Source organism: Prevotella sp. P4-67, from assembly GCF_002251325.1.
In the GTDB taxonomy this organism is placed as follows: Bacteria; Bacteroidota; Bacteroidia; order Bacteroidales; family Bacteroidaceae; genus Prevotella.
The window spans coordinates 85608-101631 of the sequence record NZ_NPJL01000011.1; the positions used below are offsets into that span (position 1 = coordinate 85608).

16 protein-coding genes are annotated in these 16024 nt (G+C 56.6%); 9 read left to right on the forward strand and 7 right to left on the reverse strand.

Features of this window, described 5'->3' with window-relative positions:
- Nucleotides 1-61: 61 nt before the first annotated feature.
- The gene (locus tag CIK92_RS01330) at nt 62-382 is read left to right on the forward strand and encodes a nucleotidyltransferase domain-containing protein (protein WP_094387897.1); all 321 of its coding nucleotides are present in this window, start codon (nt 62-64) and stop codon (nt 380-382) included.
- 34 nt (nt 383-416) lie between these two features.
- Nucleotides 417-1478, forward strand: a complete 1062-nt coding sequence (locus CIK92_RS01335) for a M20 family metallo-hydrolase (protein ID WP_094387266.1) — start codon at nt 417-419, stop codon at nt 1476-1478.
- A 109-nt stretch (nt 1479-1587) separates the two neighbouring features.
- Here the strand turns inward: CIK92_RS01335 and CIK92_RS01340 are convergent, their stop codons facing one another.
- The 4 genes from CIK92_RS01340 to dut are packed head-to-tail and all read right to left on the reverse strand — an operon-like array spanning nt 1588 to nt 6385.
- On the reverse strand, nt 1588-3201 hold the full coding sequence (locus tag CIK92_RS01340; protein ID WP_094387898.1) for a peptidoglycan DD-metalloendopeptidase family protein: 1614 nt from the start codon (nt 3199-3201) through the stop codon (nt 1588-1590).
- Complete coding sequence (locus tag CIK92_RS01345; protein WP_094387899.1) at nt 3198-4094, reverse strand: DUF4292 domain-containing protein; 897 nt, start codon at nt 4092-4094, stop codon at nt 3198-3200. The genes CIK92_RS01340 and CIK92_RS01345 overlap by 4 nt, the downstream gene beginning before the upstream one ends.
- On the reverse strand, nt 4069-5970 hold the full coding sequence (locus CIK92_RS01350; RefSeq protein ID WP_144289290.1) for a tetratricopeptide repeat protein: 1902 nt from the start codon (nt 5968-5970) through the stop codon (nt 4069-4071). The genes CIK92_RS01345 and CIK92_RS01350 overlap by 26 nt, the downstream gene beginning before the upstream one ends.
- The gene (gene dut, locus CIK92_RS01355; RefSeq protein ID WP_094387952.1) at nt 5948-6385 is read right to left on the reverse strand and encodes a dUTP diphosphatase; all 438 of its coding nucleotides are present in this window, start codon (nt 6383-6385) and stop codon (nt 5948-5950) included. The genes CIK92_RS01350 and dut overlap by 23 nt, the downstream gene beginning before the upstream one ends.
- A 109-nt stretch (nt 6386-6494) precedes the next feature.
- Between dut and dgt the strand changes: the two genes are divergently transcribed.
- Complete coding sequence (gene dgt / locus CIK92_RS01360; protein WP_094387901.1) at nt 6495-7829, forward strand: dGTP triphosphohydrolase; 1335 nt, start codon at nt 6495-6497, stop codon at nt 7827-7829.
- A gap of 330 nt (nt 7830-8159) precedes the next feature.
- Here dgt and CIK92_RS01365 read toward each other — a convergent pair whose 3' ends face one another.
- Entirely contained in the window at nt 8160-9368 is a 1209-nt protein-coding gene (locus tag CIK92_RS01365) for a serpin family protein (RefSeq protein WP_158214701.1), read from the reverse strand.
- Between the two features lie 7 nt (nt 9369-9375).
- Between CIK92_RS01365 and CIK92_RS13620 the strand changes: the two genes are divergently transcribed.
- Nucleotides 9376-9585, forward strand: a complete 210-nt coding sequence (locus CIK92_RS13620) for a hypothetical protein (RefSeq protein ID WP_158214702.1) — start codon at nt 9376-9378, stop codon at nt 9583-9585.
- Between the two features lie 13 nt (nt 9586-9598).
- Nucleotides 9599-9817 carry a hypothetical protein gene (locus CIK92_RS01370; protein ID WP_022310677.1) on the forward strand — a complete coding sequence of 73 codons (219 nt, stop codon included), beginning with the start codon at nt 9599-9601 and terminating at the stop codon, nt 9815-9817.
- Between the two features lie 45 nt (nt 9818-9862).
- On the opposite strand, the gene CIK92_RS01375 is transcribed toward CIK92_RS01370, so the two are convergent.
- Complete coding sequence (locus CIK92_RS01375) at nt 9863-10858, reverse strand: GNAT family N-acetyltransferase (protein ID WP_094387904.1); 996 nt, start codon at nt 10856-10858, stop codon at nt 9863-9865.
- A 14-nt stretch (nt 10859-10872) separates the two neighbouring features.
- Entirely contained in the window at nt 10873-11691 is an 819-nt protein-coding gene (locus CIK92_RS01380) for a glycerol acyltransferase (RefSeq protein ID WP_094387905.1), read from the reverse strand.
- A 318-nt stretch (nt 11692-12009) separates the two neighbouring features.
- On the opposite strand from CIK92_RS01380, the gene mraZ reads away from it, so the two are divergent.
- The 4 genes from mraZ to CIK92_RS01400 are packed head-to-tail and all read left to right on the forward strand — an operon-like array spanning nt 12010 to nt 16006.
- Entirely contained in the window at nt 12010-12477 is a 468-nt protein-coding gene (gene mraZ / locus CIK92_RS01385; protein ID WP_094387274.1) for a division/cell wall cluster transcriptional repressor MraZ, read from the forward strand.
- Nucleotides 12478-12489: 12 nt separating this feature from the next.
- Complete coding sequence (gene rsmH, locus CIK92_RS01390) at nt 12490-13401, forward strand: 16S rRNA (cytosine(1402)-N(4))-methyltransferase RsmH (RefSeq protein WP_094387906.1); 912 nt, start codon at nt 12490-12492, stop codon at nt 13399-13401.
- The gene (locus tag CIK92_RS01395; protein ID WP_094387907.1) at nt 13398-13856 is read left to right on the forward strand and encodes an FtsL-like putative cell division protein; all 459 of its coding nucleotides are present in this window, start codon (nt 13398-13400) and stop codon (nt 13854-13856) included. The genes rsmH and CIK92_RS01395 overlap by 4 nt, the downstream gene beginning before the upstream one ends.
- A complete protein-coding gene (locus CIK92_RS01400) occupies nt 13853-16006 on the forward strand; it encodes a penicillin-binding protein (RefSeq protein WP_094387908.1) in 2154 nt (717 codons plus the stop codon). Before CIK92_RS01395 ends, CIK92_RS01400 begins: the two co-directional genes overlap by 4 nt.
- Nucleotides 16007-16024: the final 18 nt, after the last annotated feature.

Consider the following 16024-nt stretch of genomic DNA (forward strand, 5'->3'; position numbering starts at 1 on the left):
TTTGAAGCAAGTTTCATGATGCAGAGTTGCACCATCTACACCCACGAAACACGCCAAGATTATGAAAGCAGACGAATTGATAATTGACAAAATCAAGGATATCGCCCGGAGCACTGTCCCCGACGGCAGCGAAGCGATACTGTATGGCTCGCGGGCTCGTGGCGATGCCCGCAGCGACTCCGACTGGGACATCCTTATCCTGTTGAACAAGGACACGCTCACCCAGAACGACTACGACAACGTGAGTTATCCCTTCGTCATGCTGGGCTGCAACCTCGGCGCCGAAATCAACCCCATCCTCTACACCAAGAAGGAATGGGAAACCTACCAGTTCTCCCCTTTCTACGAGAATGTGAATAGAGACGGAATTATCCTTGCATAATTCGGTCGTTTCTACCAACAAACGCACAATTACGATGACCACAAAAGAATATACTGATGACGCGGTGGCGCTGCTCATGCGCCTGATAGCCACTCCGTCTGTGAGCCGCGACGAGGGCGGGGCGGCAGATGTCATGGAGGCAGAACTGCGGAGATGCGGAATTGAATATACGCGCGAGGGCAACAACCTCTGGACCACCGACCCGCAGTATGACGAGCGGCGCACCACCCTGCTGCTCAACGCCCATATCGACACCGTCAAGCCCGTGGAGAGCTGGACGCGCAACCCCTACTCCCCCACGCTCGAGGGTGACACGCTCTACGGTCTGGGCAGCAATGACTGCGGCGGAGGACTCACTGCGCTGCTGCAAGTGTATCGCGCGCTCAAAGACAGACCACGTCCATACAATCTGATATACCTCGCCTCGGCAGAGGAGGAGGTCTCGGGCGTCGACGGCATACGCCGCGTGCTGCCTCTGCTACCCAGGATAGATGTGGCGATAGTGGGCGAGCCCACCGCCATGCAGCCCGCCATAGCCGAGAAGGGACTGATGGTGCTCGACATCACCGCCCACGGCCGCAGCGGACACGCCGCGCGCAACGAGGGCGTGAACGCCATCTACAAGGCGATGGACGACCTGCTGTGGATGCGCGACTACAGGTTTGAGCGCGACAGCAGTCTCTTGGGGCCCACCACGATGAAGGTGACGGTGATAAACGCGGGCACCCAGCACAACGTGATACCCGACGAGTGCCGCATGGTGGTTGACATACGTACCAATGAGCATTATACCAACCGCGAGGTGTATGACATCGTGAGCCGCCACGTCAAGAGCGATGTCAAGGCGCGCTCCTTCCACCTCTGCTCGTCGCATATCGATGCCCAGCATCCATTGGTAAGACGGTGTCTGTCATTGGGAATGACGCCCTTTGGCTCGCCCACGCTGAGCGACCAGGCGCTCATGACATGGCCCTCGTTCAAGTTGGGCCCCGGCGACTCCGCCCGCTCCCACTCTGCCGACGAATACATACGCATAAGCGAAATCTCCCACGCCATCGACACCTATCTCTCGCTGCTCGAGGGTTGGGAAGGTTAAGTCACGAACCCCCGCCACGACCGTGGCGACAGCCACAAACGCAAAGAGCGCGCCCATGTGAACCTCTCACACGGGCGCGCTCTTTGCGATAGATATATAGATAGCGGCGCTAACGGCCGAGCCATGTTTCAGGGTTGAGTTTGGTCGTTCCGCGACGCAGCTGGAACTGGAGGATATGGTCGGGGCCTACATTGCCGAGCGCCTGACGCGTAGAGACTTTCTGTCCCTTGCTCACGCTCACCGAACTCAGGTTGCAATAGACGGAGATGTAGGCTCCATGGCGCACCATGACAAACATGCTGCCCTCCCAACCGAAGACGGCACTCACCTCGCCATCGTAGATGCTGCGGGCTACGGCTCCGGGGCGGCCCAGGATGTTGATGCCCTTGTTGTCGAGCGTCACGCCCTTGAGGCCTTCGACGGCGTACTGGCCGAAGTGGCTCACCACCTTGTAGCTGCCGGTGATAGGCATAGGCAGGCGACCCTTGTTGGCCTCAAAGCCACCACTCATCATGCGGTCTACCGACGACATCGACTCGGCATTGCTCACCTCGCGCTTGGCGGCAGCTATCTCCTTGCGGCTGCGGGCTTCGTCGGCACGCGCCTTGCGCTCGGCAGCCTCGCGATTGGCTGTGGCTTCGCGCATAGCTTGTCGGGCGCGCTCTTCAGCTTCACCCTTTCCGCGTCGGGCTTCTGCCTCGGCACGCAACTGCTGTTCGCGCTTGCGTGCCTCTTCGATGCGGCGCTGGTTTTCACGTGCTTCAGCCTCGGCGGCAGCCTTTCGGCGAGCCAGTTCTTCGGCTTTGCGTTTGGCGGCAGCGGCAGCAGCAGCCTTGCGCTTGGCCTCTGCCTCGGCGCGGGCTTTCGCCTTGGCCACCTCGATAGCCACAAGACGGTCAATCTGCGCGTTGAGCACCTGATTTTTCTTCTTCTGCTCGTCTATGATAGACTGTATGGTCTTCTGCTGGCGCTGCAGTCCTTTCACGATATTCTGCTGCTCGCTCTGCTTGCCCTCGAGCTCGGTGCGGGCTTGCACATCGCGACTGAGGAGCTGGTGCTTGTGTCCGCGGGCGTCCTCCAGCTGCTTATGCTTTTCGTTGACCTGCTGCTGCTTGACCTTGAGCATATCGCCCTGCACCTTCTGGTACGCGGCGTATTCCTTGACAAAGCGCATACGACGATACATCTGCGCGAAACTCTGTGCCGAGAAGACAAACATCATCTTGTCCTGCACGCTGCGATGCCTTGCCATGTAGCGTATCGACTTGATATATCGCTGGCGACGGTCATCGAGCTGGCTCTGGAGGGTGGCGAGCTGCGACTTGAGGATGCTGATGTTGTCGTCGAGGGCTGTGATGTCCTTCTGGATGCCGTCGATAGACTTCTGCTTCTCCCCTATCTCGCTGTTGATGAGCATGAGGTCCTTGAGGCGCTTGGACACGTTGGCCTTGTTGGCTCTGAGCGCCTGCTCCTGCTGCCTGATGCGGCGCTGCACGGCGGCGCGCTCATTGCGCAAGCCCTTGATGGTGGTGGGTTTGGCGTTCTTGGATGCAGAGGCTTTGGTCTTGGTCTTGCGCCTGGTCGTCGTCGCCTGGGACTTGCGCTTGGTTGTGGTCTTGGCGGTGGTGCGCTGCTTGCTCTGCCTCGTGGCCGTCGTCTTCTTCTGCGCGGTCAGAGGGAGGGTCAGCACCATTGCCATCAATACTATCAGAATACGTCTCATCGCATATTGAGTAATTTGTCAAACACATCATGGGCCTCCACCTTCTTATACTTGGCAGACGGCGTGGTGAGCGCCTGCCAGTCTGAGTCGGTGCGCACGCTGTTCATGCGCAGGCTGACAGTGGCCTGCTGGGTCTTGCCGCCGGCATTGGTGGTGAAGGTAAACGACTGGGAGGCTGGGAACATCTTGGCGCCTACTGCCTTGAAGTCGCCGTAGTTCCAGGCGAGACTCGAGGTGCCGTGGGCAGAGCCGAGATAGGTCACCAGCGCCGAGAGGATATGATGGTCGGCGCGGCGGGCGTTCCACTTGAAGTTGAGCTTGCCCGCCTTGAGCGTCACGGGAACCTCGTCGCCCAGGGCGTCAATCTCGGCAGTAAACTTGTCAAGGTCTCCCTCGCCAACCTTCTGCGTTCCGGGCAGCAGGAGTTCGTTCCAGAAGAGCGACTGCAGACTGTAGAAGTCGAGGCCATTGTCCTTGAGGAAGCCCAACTGGCTGTACTCGGCCTTGATATACTCTTTGTGCAGACGGTCGATGACGAGCACATAGTCGGGGGTAAACTCCACGCGGCCCACCTCGGTCTGGATGAGCGGTATCATCACCTGCAGACGGATTACCTCATCCTTGCGCATGCGCAACTGGCCCGGCAGCGTCTGGTTGATGCTTCCCGCCTTGATGCTGAAGCTCATGTCGCCCACAATGTTCTTCTGGTAGAGCCGCTGATCGCTCACCTGCTGCACGAAATGCAACGAGGGGCTCACGGCGTCGCTCTTCTTCATGGCAGCCTGAGTCTGCGCCGAGCCGCCGGTCATCACTGTCTTCTTGGCACCACACGATGCCAGCACGAGAGCCACGGCAAAGAGCGTGGCGTTATGGATTGTTCTTCTTGTTTCCATCTTGTTTCTTCTTGTCATTATCCTGATTCTTCCGGTCACCGTTCTGCTTCTGCTTGACGCCATCTTGCTTCTTCCGGTCACCATCTTCAATTATCTTTCTGTACTTTATCTTCTTGGGGAGCAGCTCACTGCCACCGCCAGCCTTAACCGCACGCTGCCAGTAGCCCACAGCCTCATCGGTGAGACCATTGCGGAAGTAGATATCACCAGCGTGTTCGAGCACCACACCACTCTGGACCGAGTCGCTGTCGTTGGCAAGCGCCTGGTCGATATAGATGCGCGCCTCGGCATAACGGTCCTGACGGTAGAGTATCCAGGCGTAGGTATCGAGGAAAGTGGGGTTCTTGGGTTCGGCCTTGATGGTCTTCTGGCTCATCTGCGCAGCCTTGTTGAGAGCCGTGTCCTTCTCGCTGAGATAGTAGGCATAGTTGTTGAGACACTCTATGTTGTCGTCCTTCCACTTCAGACAGTTGTCGAAGGCCTCAAAGGCTTCCTGCTCCTTGTTCTGGTCGTGCAGGATATTGCCCATCATCGAGTAGAAGTCACTGACGATGTCCTTGTTGCTCTTGTCGTCGGCAAGCGCCACACCCCGGCGCAGCGCGCTGAGTGCTTCGTCGTTGCGCTCATTCTGGTAACAAGAGAGGCCGAGGAAGTAGTAGAACGCGAGTTCATCGGGGTTGTACTCGGTGCCCTCTTTGCTGAGTTTTATGACCTCCTCCCAGTTCTGTTCTTTCCAATACGACTGTATGAGTTCAAACCTCACGGAGCCGTTGTCGGGCTCGAGGCTGAGCAGGCGGGTACGCGCCTTACGCACCTCGGCTTCGGGAAATTTCTTGAGGTTGAGGTATGCCAGCCGGAGTTCTGCCAGGGTAGCATCATAGACACCCAGCTTCTCCTGCTGGTCAAAGAGAGCTATCACGCGGGTACTGTCGTCGCCACGCGCTTCATTGTCCTGGATGAAGGCTTTCATCATGGTGAGGCGGGTCTTGTCTTCGGTCTTGGGGTTGTCCAGGATGCTCTTCAGGCAGTTGTCGGCAAGGTCGTTCTGACCCACCGACTTGTAATAGTCATACATCGAGCTGAGCACATTGGCGTTGCCAGGCTCCTTGGCGAGGGCTTCGGTGAATATCTTGAGTGCCTCGCTCTCTCCGCCGTTCTGCATGAGCCAGTTGCCCATCATCACCTGATAGTTGATGTCATAGGGATGCTCTGCCACGAGCTGCTTGAGCGACGCCAGAGCTTTCTTGCGCTCGCCTTTGAGTCCGTAGATGCTCACCTTGCTCAGCGTGATGTCTTCGCCGCTGCCCTCTATCTGCTCCAGGCGGTCCAGGCAGTCTATCATGCGGTCATAGGCTTTCTGCTTGTCATAGATACCGAGCAGAATCTGCAGCAGGTCGGTGCGGCCGCGGTTCTTGCGCGCCAGACTCTCATACACCGCCGCAGCCTTGTCCAGCTCGTTGTTGCGGTAGTAACTCAGGGCGAGTGTCTCGAGGTAAGTCTGGTTGTCGGGGCGCAGACTGACGGTCTTCTCGAGATAAGCCTGAACCAGCGAGTCATTGCCGTCGTCGGCATAGTATTTGGCGAGAAAGAAGTAGGGCTCTGCGGCGTAGGGGTTGAGGTCACGGCACTCTTCGAGCAGGCTGCGTGCGATGGAATCGTTGCCCTTGAGGCGCTCGCAGACCGACTCGAGGAAGAGACTGTCCATGCGGCGCTGGTCCTGGGCAGAGAGGATGGGAGCAGCCGCCACGGCCACCTTCTTGCGCTTGGCCTGGGTGGGCAGCGACAGCAGCGCCACCAGCAGCACCGCAGCTATCAGGATATAGCGATAGTTGATTTTCATCATCGTCTGCAGGTTATTTCCCCCCCGTATGACCATAACCGCCGGCACCGCGCTCGGTATCGTCGAGCTCGTCGACGAGCTGGAACTCTATCTGCTCATGGCGCGCCACCACCATCTGGGCGATGCGCTCGCCGTCGTTGATGACAAAGTCGGTATCAGAGAAGTTGATGAGCAGCACCATCAGTTCGCCACGATAGTCGGCATCGATGGTACCGGGGGTATTGAGCACGGTGATGCCGTGCTTCAGTGCCAGTCCGCTGCGAGGGCGTATCTGGGCTTCGAAGCCTTGCGGCAGGGCTATATGGAGCCCGGTGGGAACCAGGCGGCGCTCCATGGGATGAAGTACTATCGACTCGTCGATGTTGGCGCGCAGGTCCATGCCAGCACTCTGGCTGGTGGCATACGCGGGCAGGGGCTGGTGCCCCTTGTTGATTACTTTGACGTTAAGCATAGTCATGCTGATTTGATTTTTCATGCAAAAATAACTAATTCTGACCACATTATTCACTTTTTTATGATAAAAGAATATAATTAGGGTTTTTTCCACTACTTTTGTGGCTATGAATTGGCAACAACTTATCTCCAACAAGCGTCTCGGACAGGAGACGCGGCACGAGCGGCATGACGACCGCTCGGAGTTCAAGCGCGACAGCGACCGTCTCATTTACTCGGCGCCCTTCAGGCGTCTGCAGAACAAGACGCAGGTGTTCCCCCTGCCCGGCAGCATCTTCGTCCACAACCGTCTGACCCACTCGCTCGAAGTCTCGTCGCTCGGCAAGTCGCTCGGCGACGACGTGGCACGCATCCTCACCGAGCGCCATCCCGAACTGAGGGGCACGCTCTTCGAGGAGATTGGCACCATCGTCCAGACTGCCGGACTGGCGCACGACCTGGGCAACCCGCCCTTCGGCCACAGTGGCGAGAAAGCCATACAAGCCTTCTTCACCGAGGGCGAGGGCCAGGAGCTGCGCACCCGGGTGAGCGACCGCTTCTGGGACGACATCACCCACTTTGAGGGCAACGCCAATGCCTTCCGCATCCTTACCCACCGCTTCCACGGCAGGCGCGAGGGCGGGTTTGTCATGACCTACTCCACCCTGGCGAGCATCGTCAAATATCCCTTTGCCTCGTCTGAAGCCGGAGGGCATGGCAAGTTCGGTTTTTTCGCCCCCGAGGAAGACTCCTACCGCAAGATTGCCGACGAGCTGGGTATCGCGCGCCTCTCTGCCGACGGCGAGCCGCTGCGCTATGCCCGCCACCCGCTGGTATACCTCATGGAGGCTGCCGACGACATCTGCTATGAGATTATGGACATCGAAGACGCCCACAAGCTCAAGCTGCTCACCTATCAGGAGACCGAAGACCTGCTCTTGGGCTTCTTCGACAGCGACACCCGCGCCAGCATCCTGCAGCGGGTGGAGGAAGACGGGGTGACCGATGTCAACGAGAAGGTGGTGTATATGAGGGCGTGTGTCGTGGGACTGCTCGAAAACGAGTGCGTGCATGCCTTTGTAGACCACGAGAGCCAGATACTGGCTGGCACATTTGAGGGCAGCCTCATCAAAGCCATCTCCGAGCGGCCCCGCAACGCCTACAAGCGATGCACGCAGGTATCTAAAGAGAGAATATATCAAAGCAAGATAGTGCTCGACGTGGAGTTGTCGGGTTACAAGATTATGGAGACGCTGATGCGCGACCTCGTGAGCGCTGCCGTGAGTCCCGAGAAGTTTCATTCCAAGCAACTTATCAAGCGCTTCAGCAGCCAGTACGACATACAGAGCGAGGACCTGGAGACACGGCTCATGGCTGTCATCGACTATATCAGCGGCATGACCGACATCTATGCCTTGGACATCTACCAGAAGATTAACGGCATCTCGCTGCCCATCATCTGACACGCCACACAGCACAGCAAGGGGGAACCGGCAATGACCGGTTCCCCCTTGCTGTTTATCTATAGCGGCGCCGCGACCATCGACAGCACCGCCGCAGCCCCCTTGGCGAGTCTGGAGCATATCCTGGCGGGTTCGTAACTTATGATACGTGGGCTCGTGCCTTCCGTCACGCAGCCACGTACCATAAGGCACGAACCCTCGTATCAATAGGCACGAGCCGCCAATCATGGTCAGCAAGCGGGTGAAGACACTGGCTGTCAGCCCAATCATCATCGCTGCAGCAGCCGCGACAGCGACATCCGTACGAGATGCGAATGCGCCCTCGATGTCTTACAGCTGCCCCACCTTGCCTATAAAGAGGATGGTTCCCGTGGTATTCTCACGGATGGCATAGACAAAGGGGTGGTCGAACTTGATGGGCTCGGTGGGCTTATCCGACGTGTACAAACCTTCAGCGTAGCTTACTGCCGCAGCCTTGGTACCGTTTTCATCGACATCTATCATCGCGCTCTGCCCCATGTTGACATAGCACACTCCATTGCTTTGCACATCAAACAGCTTGTTGATGCCCAGTTGTTGGCAGACCTTCACGATATCCTGGAACTCATTCTGCACCTTGAACTTGGGCAGACGTATGTCTATCGTGGCGCTTACCAGCTTGTTGTGCAAGCCCCACCAGTCGGTCTTGTCGGTTATCTGCTGTCCAATGTCCTTGGGCATCACTATCATCATGCTGTAATAGCCGCGACCATAGGTGAGTTCGGCTACCGAGACATCGCCGTCTACATATACCTTGGCATCTACCGACGCCTGCATCATATCCACCTTTGATGTGGTGCCGTTCTCGTTGTGGAAGACGCCCTGATAAGTGTTTCTGCCATTAAAAGGCTGCGACCATTTGCCATTGAAATAGGTGGCATTGGCCAGGACAATGGCTGTCGATGAGCTTGGCTTCAGGCTGAGGCTATTGATTAGGCCGTGGGTCTTCTCGCTTGCCCACTTGTCGATAAGCTGCTTGGCCTCGTCGGCCTTGTTGCCAAAGTCGTGGACTACGAAATCTGCATTGTAGTTGTCCTCGATGTTTGCCACGTCTTCGGACGAGATGTACAGGTCATCATCGGCCCATATACTGTTGGCGAGCGCCAACTTGACATACTTGTCGTCCTGCTGCAGGCGCGTCAGCAGTTCCTTGCTGTGCTGGTTGGTCTCAGCCAGGGTGTAGTTGTTGAGTCCGAGGGCGTCGAACACCTCTGCCTGGGCCTCGACGCTTGCCGTGTTGGCCATCATGCTCAGCAGATACTGCATGCTGATGGGCGACACCACCACGTTGCCTTTGGCTGCAGACGGTTGGGCGGCAAGCACAGCCAGCAAGTCGTTGGCAAACCCATTGCTGCACGCCGCGAAATCGGTCTGCGTCACCTGATTAAGTTCTACTCGGATAGGCTCTATTTCGCCTCTCTCTTCATCATCACTACAAGCCACAAACGTGGATGTTGCCATTGTTACGAGCAACATAAGCGCTAATCTTGTCGGTTTCATAATGGTCATGATTAAAGTTATCGGTATTATTACGGTGATGTATCGGTCGGTCATCTGCTGCCGTACCATCTGCGGGGCGCTTGTGGCGGGACGGGCGCAAGCCGTGGCCAACAGTCTATGGCACACTGCGTCTGGCAGGCAGGCCCACACGCTATTTTTGGCAAAGATAAGGACTATTGCAGAATGGGTCACAATTATTTTGGTTAAAAATGTTTAGCCACGTAATAATTATGATTTTCAAGGGATTGGCGGTGAATATGAGGATGAAGTCGGCAACCTTTGGCTGCGCAGCGGTGGACAGTGTCGAGGAGAGTCTGGCGGCGGGCGTGAAGATGGTGGGGGGGCGTCGCAGCCATCCCCATACGCACCAAAACGACAATTGCCGTAATGGACTTGGCGTCCATTACGGCAATCATTATGGGGTTGCTCTCTGCCTCGCCCACGGGTAGCGTCATCGGCATGGCGGCGGGTGGCGGCAGGATGCAGGGCGGCGCCTACTTGCTGCCGTCCTTGTATATCACCTTGTTGGCTCCGCTGGTGAGCTGCAGCGCCTCGGGGTGCTCGGCGATAAAACTGTCGATGTGGCGTATGCGCTTCTCCTCGAGTATCTCGTCGATGGCAATCAGGATGCCCGTCTCCTCGACATCACCGAAGCCATAGTTGATGGCGGTTCCGAAGAGCTTCATCGTGGGACTGAGGTTCATATAGGCATTGACGAGCGGCGGGATGTTGTACCCCAGGTTGCGTATCTCACGGTTGAGCACGCGGTAGTCTTCCTTGAAGTCATCATGGCAGAATATCTTGGCCAGTTCGTCATCGGGAGTCTCAATAACCAGCGGTTTCATCGGTACAATGAGGTGCTCCTTGTCATCAAAATGCTTGCGCAAGAAGTAGAGAATCATATCTCTGCCGCGACGGATATAGCTGGGATACATCGTAACCTTACCGAAGAAATACTTGAGGTTGGGATAGAGCACGGTGAGGGCGCCAAGGCCGTCCCAGAGGTTGTCGAGGGCGAAGATGCTCTTGGTGTTTTTGCGCACATTCTGGTAGCCGAGCGACACAAACGAACGCCCCAGCTCTACGGTGTAGGGTGCGTACTGGGTCATAAACTTCTCGGAGAAGTGGAACATGTGACTCGTGGCAAGCACAGGCTGTCCCTTGTCGTCTATCTTCCAATCGGTACCTATCAGATAGCGATAGCCACCAATGATTTCTTCCTTTTCAGGATTCCATACTATCAACTGCCTGCAGCCATTCTCCATGGTATCAAACTCGTCGATATCTGCCGACTTGCCCGTACCACCTCCGGCGGTTCGGAAAGCCTCTTCGCGCAGACGCCCTATCTCGAGCATCACGTTGGGCGCTTCCTGTGCCGTAACGACATAAATCTCGTTATGGCTCTTGTTGGTCATACGCATACGGCGTTCGGGCGTAAGCTCTCCCTTGAGCAGTTCCCTACTGACGGGTTGGATAATTTCCTGTTCCATAATTACTTCTTTATCTATAGCTCGTAAACCTTTTCTTCTACAAAATTCGCCCATTCCATCGGAGTTTTGCTCTTGTCGAACGTCTGCCATGGTATGGGTTTGCCGATGACCACCCTGAACTTCTTACCCACATTGCGATACATCTCGTCGACGAGGAAAAGCATGGCAAGATTGAAGGGCAGATACTTGTCGCTGAACTTGGCGATGCGGTAGAACCGCTCGGAATTGCGGCCGCCGAAGAAGATGGGCACCACATCGCGGTGGCACTCCACGCTCTTGGTGACAAACGTCTTCTTCCACGGCAAATCGTGGATGGAGCCATCGGCGCGCTTGCGGCTGTTGAGTCCGGCGGGGAACATGAGCATGTGCTTGTCGCTCTTGAAGCCTGCCTCGACCATAGCGGGGAAGTTACGGCTCTGTCGGCCAGTCTTGTTGATACCTATACACAGTGGCTTGAGTCCTGGCAGATTGAGCAAGAGGTCATTGACGAGATAGCGGAAGTTGCCATCGTAGTGACGACCGATGATGGCGCCCAACGCCACGCCGTCCTGACCACCGAGGGGATGGTTGGACACAAAGGTGTAGAGCCGGCCGTCGTTCTTGTCGGGCAGGTTCTCCATTCCCTCTATCTCGAGGGTCATATCGAGGTACTTGACACAAGCCTCGAGCCACTCCACTCCCTCAAGATGACTGTGGTCATCAAGGAACTGGTTGACCTGGTCTTCGTGTACCAGCCGCTTGAGCCATGCCACGAGAAAGCGGGGCACCAGACGGGCTCTCTTCCCCATCTTGCCTGCCAGAATCTTGTCTATATCTATGGTCTTTGCCACCATGAGGTTTTATTTCATAACTTCTAAGGTAGTGCAAAAATAATACTTCTTTTCCAATTACGCTAAAAAAAGACATAAAATGTGTGATAAATCTAAAAATGATTGACAAATAGTCGCGAAAAGGCAGGAAAATACGGACAAAGTGGCCCAAAAACCGGCACCCGTTAACCCCGCCCGCGCCATCGGTAAGGACGGCGCCTGCAAACCGCCATGTCAAGTTTTTGAAGAAAAATGAAAAAAAAGTGGAGAAAAGTGGTGCAGTGTGGGGAAATAGTTGTATCTTTGACCACGAAATCGAATTCATATATAAAAGAGGTACGCATGCGATTTGTAGGAAACATAGAAGCCAAGACCGACGCCAAGGGACGCGTGTTCCTGCCCTCGGCTTTCAGGAAGCTGCTGCAGACAGCAGCCGAAGAGGGTCTGGTGCTGCGCAAAGACATCTTCCAGCCCTGTCTGGTGCTCTATCCCCAGTCGGTCTGGGACGAGCAGCTCAACCTGCTGCGCTCGCGCCTCAACCGATGGAACGCCCAGCACCAGCAGCTCTTCCGCCAGTTTGTCTCTGATGTAGAGCAGCTCACGCTCGACGGCAACGGCCGTTTCCTGATACCACGCCGGTATATGAAGATGGCCAATATAGAGAGCGCAGTGAGGTTTATAGGCATGGACGACACCATCGAAATATGGAACGCCGACACTGCCAACGGCGCCTTCATGGACGCCGACGCCTTTGCGCAACAGTTGGAGGACCTCATGACCACTCCCGGCGATACCGACACTAACGGCTAACACCCAGCGACAATGACAACAATCGACACATACCACGTACCCGTATTGCTCGACGAAAGCATAAACGGTCTCAACCTGCACCCCGACGGCGTGTACATCGACGTGACCTTCGGCGGTGGCGGCCATTCGCGCGAGATACTGCGCCGGCTCCCCCAGGGCTCGCGCCTCTTCAGCTTCGACCAGGACGCCGATGCCGAACGCAACATCGTAGACGACGACCGTTTCACCTTCGTACGCAGCAACTTCAGATACCTGAAGAACTGGATGCGCTACTACGAGATAGACCACATCGACGGTCTGCTAGCCGACCTCGGCGTGTCGTCGCACCACTTCGACGACGAGAGCCGCGGCTTCTCCTTCCGCTTCGACGCCCCCTTGGACATGCGCATGAACAAGCGCGCCGACAAGACCGCCGCTGACATCGTGGCAGAGTATGACGAAGAGGCGCTGGCTGACATCTTCTACCTCTACGGCGAACTCAAGAACTCGCGCCGCATTGCCTCGGCGCTGGTCAAGGCACGCCAGCAGCACGCAATAGCCACCACGCAGGACTTCCTGCATGTGGTGGAGCCTTTCTTCAAACGCGAGCGCGAGAAGAAGGACATGGCGCGACTCTTCCAGGCTCTGCGCATCGAGGTGAACCATGAGATGGAAGCCCTCAAGGAAATGCTCGCCGCTGCCACCCAACTGCTGGCTCCCAGCGGCAGACTCTCGGTCATCACCTACCACTCGCTGGAAGACCGCATCGTAAAGAACGTGATGAAGACGGGCAATGCCGAGGGCAAGATGATACAGGACTTCTACGGACGCATCGAGACGCCCTACAGGCTGGTAAACAACAAGGTCATCGTGCCCACCGACGAAGAACAGCAACGCAACCCACGCAGCCGAAGCGCCAAACTAAGAATAGCAGAAAAGAAATGACAGACGAAGACAAAGACATAAAGCAGCCCACGGCAGACAAGCCCGCCAGCACAGAGGAACTGGCCGAGCGCCAGCCTACGCTGACCGAAGCCATCAAGAAACAGGTGGCCGACGAAGACACCCCGCTATCGGGTGCGCTCACCTTCAGCAAGATTGTGGGTGGCGACATCCTCAACACCTCGACCATACGCCGCCAGATATGGCTGCTGCTGCTCATCGTGCTGTTTATCGTCATCTATATCTCCAACAGATACAGCTGTCAGCGCAGTCTGATAGAAATCGACAAGTTGCAGACCGAACTGAAGGATGCCCGCTACAAGGCGCAGACTACCAACAACAGATTTATCGAGATGAGCCGCGAAAGCCGCGTGCTCGAACAGCTCAAGGCATGTAAAGACAGCACGCTGCACATGTCCAACCAGCCACCCTACTTAATCAATGTTCCAGAGAAATGAGCAAGTTTGACAACAAAAAGGTAATGCCGAGATACTACTTCCTGGCCACCATGATGACCCTGCTGGCAGTGATTGTCGTCGCCAAGGCCGGCTACATCATGAGCGCCAAGCGCGCATACTGGATGGAAGTGGCAAGCCGCGTGAAGAAAGACAGCGTGGCGGTGAAGGCCATCCGCGGCAACATACTGAGCTGCAATGGCGAGATTATGGCAAGTTCGCTGCCCGAATACCGACTATTCATCGACTTCAAGGCCATACACGAAGCCGGCAACGACTCGCTCTGGGATACTAAGGTCGACTCCATCAGCGAGGGGCTGAGCCGTATGTTCCCCAACCGCAGCAAAGCTGAATATCGCCGCTATCTGCAGAAGGGCAAGGAAAAGCAGAGCCGCCGCTGGTCTATCTATGACGGGCGCGTGGACTACAATACCTACTGCGAGGCTAAGCAGCTGCCTATGTTCCGTCTGCGCGGCTACACCGGCGGTTTCTACTGCGAGAATTTTGACTCGCGCCAGCACCCCTACGGGTCGCTCGCCGAGCGCACCCTGGGCACCCTCTACGCCGGCAAAGACGAAGCCAAGAACGGACTGGAACAGTTCTACGACAGTCTGCTGCGTGGCAAGAACGGCATCATACACCGCCGCAAGGTGCTCAACAAGTATCTGGACATCACCGACACGCCGCCCACCGATGGTGCCGACATCGTGACCACCATCGATGTGAACATGCAGGACCTGGCTGAGCGTGCCGTCATAGGGCAGCTCAACGACAAAGATGTAAACGGACTGGTGGGTGTGGCTATCGTCATGGAAGTCAAGACGGGCGACATCAAAGCCATCGTCAACATGGAGCGCGGCGCCGACGGCAAGCTCTACGAGATGAAGAACCACGCCATCAGCGACCTTATGGAGCCGGGCTCGGTGTTCAAAACCGTGTCGCTGATGACCGTACTCGAGGACGGCATGTGCGACACCAGCCGCGTGGTGGAGACCGGCAACGGTATCTACGACATGCACGGACGACCCATGCGCGACCACAACTGGCGCCACAACGGATATGGCACCATCACCATGGCACGCTCGCTGGAGGTGAGCTCGAATATCGGCGTCAGCCGTATCGTGGAAGACTACTACGGCAAAAACCCTGAGAAGTTTGTCGAAGGCGTCTACCGCACAGGTATCACCACCGACTTCAAACTGCCCCTCAACGGTTACGCTCCTGCCCGAGTACGCATGCCCAAGAAGAACGCGCGCGGCCAGTGGCTCAATTGGAGCAAGACATCGCTGGCGTGGATGAGCATAGGATATGAGACCCAGATACCGCCGATATCCACCCTGGCGTTCTACAACGCCATAGCCAACGGCGGCCGCATGATGTATCCGCGCTTTGTCACCGGCATCAGCAAGAACGGCGAGATGCTCATGACATTCCCTGCAATGGCGGTGCCCGGCCATGAGAAGATATGCAGCCAGCGCACCTTGGGCAAGGTGCAGGCCATGCTGGAGCACGTGGTGTCAAAAGGTACGGCAAAGAAAGCAGGCTCCAAAGCCTTCAAGATAGCCGGAAAGACCGGTACGGCACAGGTGGCACAGGGCGGAAGCTACAGAAACGGCACGATGAAATACCTGCTGAGTTTTGTGGGATACTTCCCCGCTGACGCGCCACGGTACAGTTGTATCGTATGTATACAGAAAAAGGGTCTGCCTGCATCCAGCGGTTTCAGCGCAATAGCATTCCGTGAGATTGCGGAGGGCATTATGGCGCAGAACCTGAAGATGGATGTGCGCGACGCCAAAGACGAGCATAGCATCATGGTGCCCGACGTGAAAGCAGGCAACATCAACTCGGCGGGCAACGTGCTGCACTCGTTGGGAGTGAGGACTCAAGGCCAGCCGTGGAATGACAGCCAGAAGCCCGTGGGGGGCACAGGCCCGCGCAACCGCCACTCGGTGACGCTGAACCGCGTGGCGATGACTCCCGCCAACGAGGTGCCCGATGTCAAGGGCATGGGCGCCCGCGACGCCGTCTATCTCATGGAGAGCCGAGGCATCAAGGTGACCCTCAAAGGCCGCGGCAAGGTGTGCAGACAGAGTCTGCAGCCAGGGCTGAGAGCCGTGAAGGGACAGCGATGTCATCTGATATTGGAATAAACGTAATACACATATATA

What these genes read in the sequence shown, in the direction of transcription:
- CIK92_RS01370 (WP_022310677.1), top strand. Translation starts at nt 9,599, where the DNA reads ATGATTTTCAAGGGATTGGCGGTGAATATGAGGATGAAGTCGGCAACC.
- CIK92_RS01330 (WP_094387897.1), top strand. Translation starts at nt 62, where the DNA reads ATGAAAGCAGACGAATTGATAATTGACAAAATCAAGGATATCGCCCGG.
- CIK92_RS13620 (WP_158214702.1), top strand. Translation starts at nt 9,376, where the DNA reads ATGATTAAAGTTATCGGTATTATTACGGTGATGTATCGGTCGGTCATC.
- CIK92_RS01400 (WP_094387908.1), top strand. Translation starts at nt 13,853, where the DNA reads ATGAGCAAGTTTGACAACAAAAAGGTAATGCCGAGATACTACTTCCTG.
- CIK92_RS01395 (WP_094387907.1), top strand. Translation starts at nt 13,398, where the DNA reads ATGACAGACGAAGACAAAGACATAAAGCAGCCCACGGCAGACAAGCCC.
- dut (WP_094387952.1), bottom strand. Translation starts at nt 6,385, where the DNA reads ATGCTTAACGTCAAAGTAATCAACAAGGGGCACCAGCCCCTGCCCGCG.
- rsmH (WP_094387906.1), top strand. Translation starts at nt 12,490, where the DNA reads ATGACAACAATCGACACATACCACGTACCCGTATTGCTCGACGAAAGC.
- CIK92_RS01340 (WP_094387898.1), bottom strand. Translation starts at nt 3,201, where the DNA reads ATGAGACGTATTCTGATAGTATTGATGGCAATGGTGCTGACCCTCCCT.
- CIK92_RS01380 (WP_094387905.1), bottom strand. Translation starts at nt 11,691, where the DNA reads ATGGTGGCAAAGACCATAGATATAGACAAGATTCTGGCAGGCAAGATG.
- CIK92_RS01375 (WP_094387904.1), bottom strand. Translation starts at nt 10,858, where the DNA reads ATGGAACAGGAAATTATCCAACCCGTCAGTAGGGAACTGCTCAAGGGA.
- CIK92_RS01345 (WP_094387899.1), bottom strand. Translation starts at nt 4,094, where the DNA reads ATGGAAACAAGAAGAACAATCCATAACGCCACGCTCTTTGCCGTGGCT.
- CIK92_RS01365 (WP_158214701.1), bottom strand. Translation starts at nt 9,368, where the DNA reads ATGAAACCGACAAGATTAGCGCTTATGTTGCTCGTAACAATGGCAACA.
- CIK92_RS01335 (WP_094387266.1), top strand. Translation starts at nt 417, where the DNA reads ATGACCACAAAAGAATATACTGATGACGCGGTGGCGCTGCTCATGCGC.
- CIK92_RS01350 (WP_144289290.1), bottom strand. Translation starts at nt 5,970, where the DNA reads ATGGTCATACGGGGGGGAAATAACCTGCAGACGATGATGAAAATCAAC.
- mraZ (WP_094387274.1), top strand. Translation starts at nt 12,010, where the DNA reads ATGCGATTTGTAGGAAACATAGAAGCCAAGACCGACGCCAAGGGACGC.
- dgt (WP_094387901.1), top strand. Translation starts at nt 6,495, where the DNA reads ATGAATTGGCAACAACTTATCTCCAACAAGCGTCTCGGACAGGAGACG.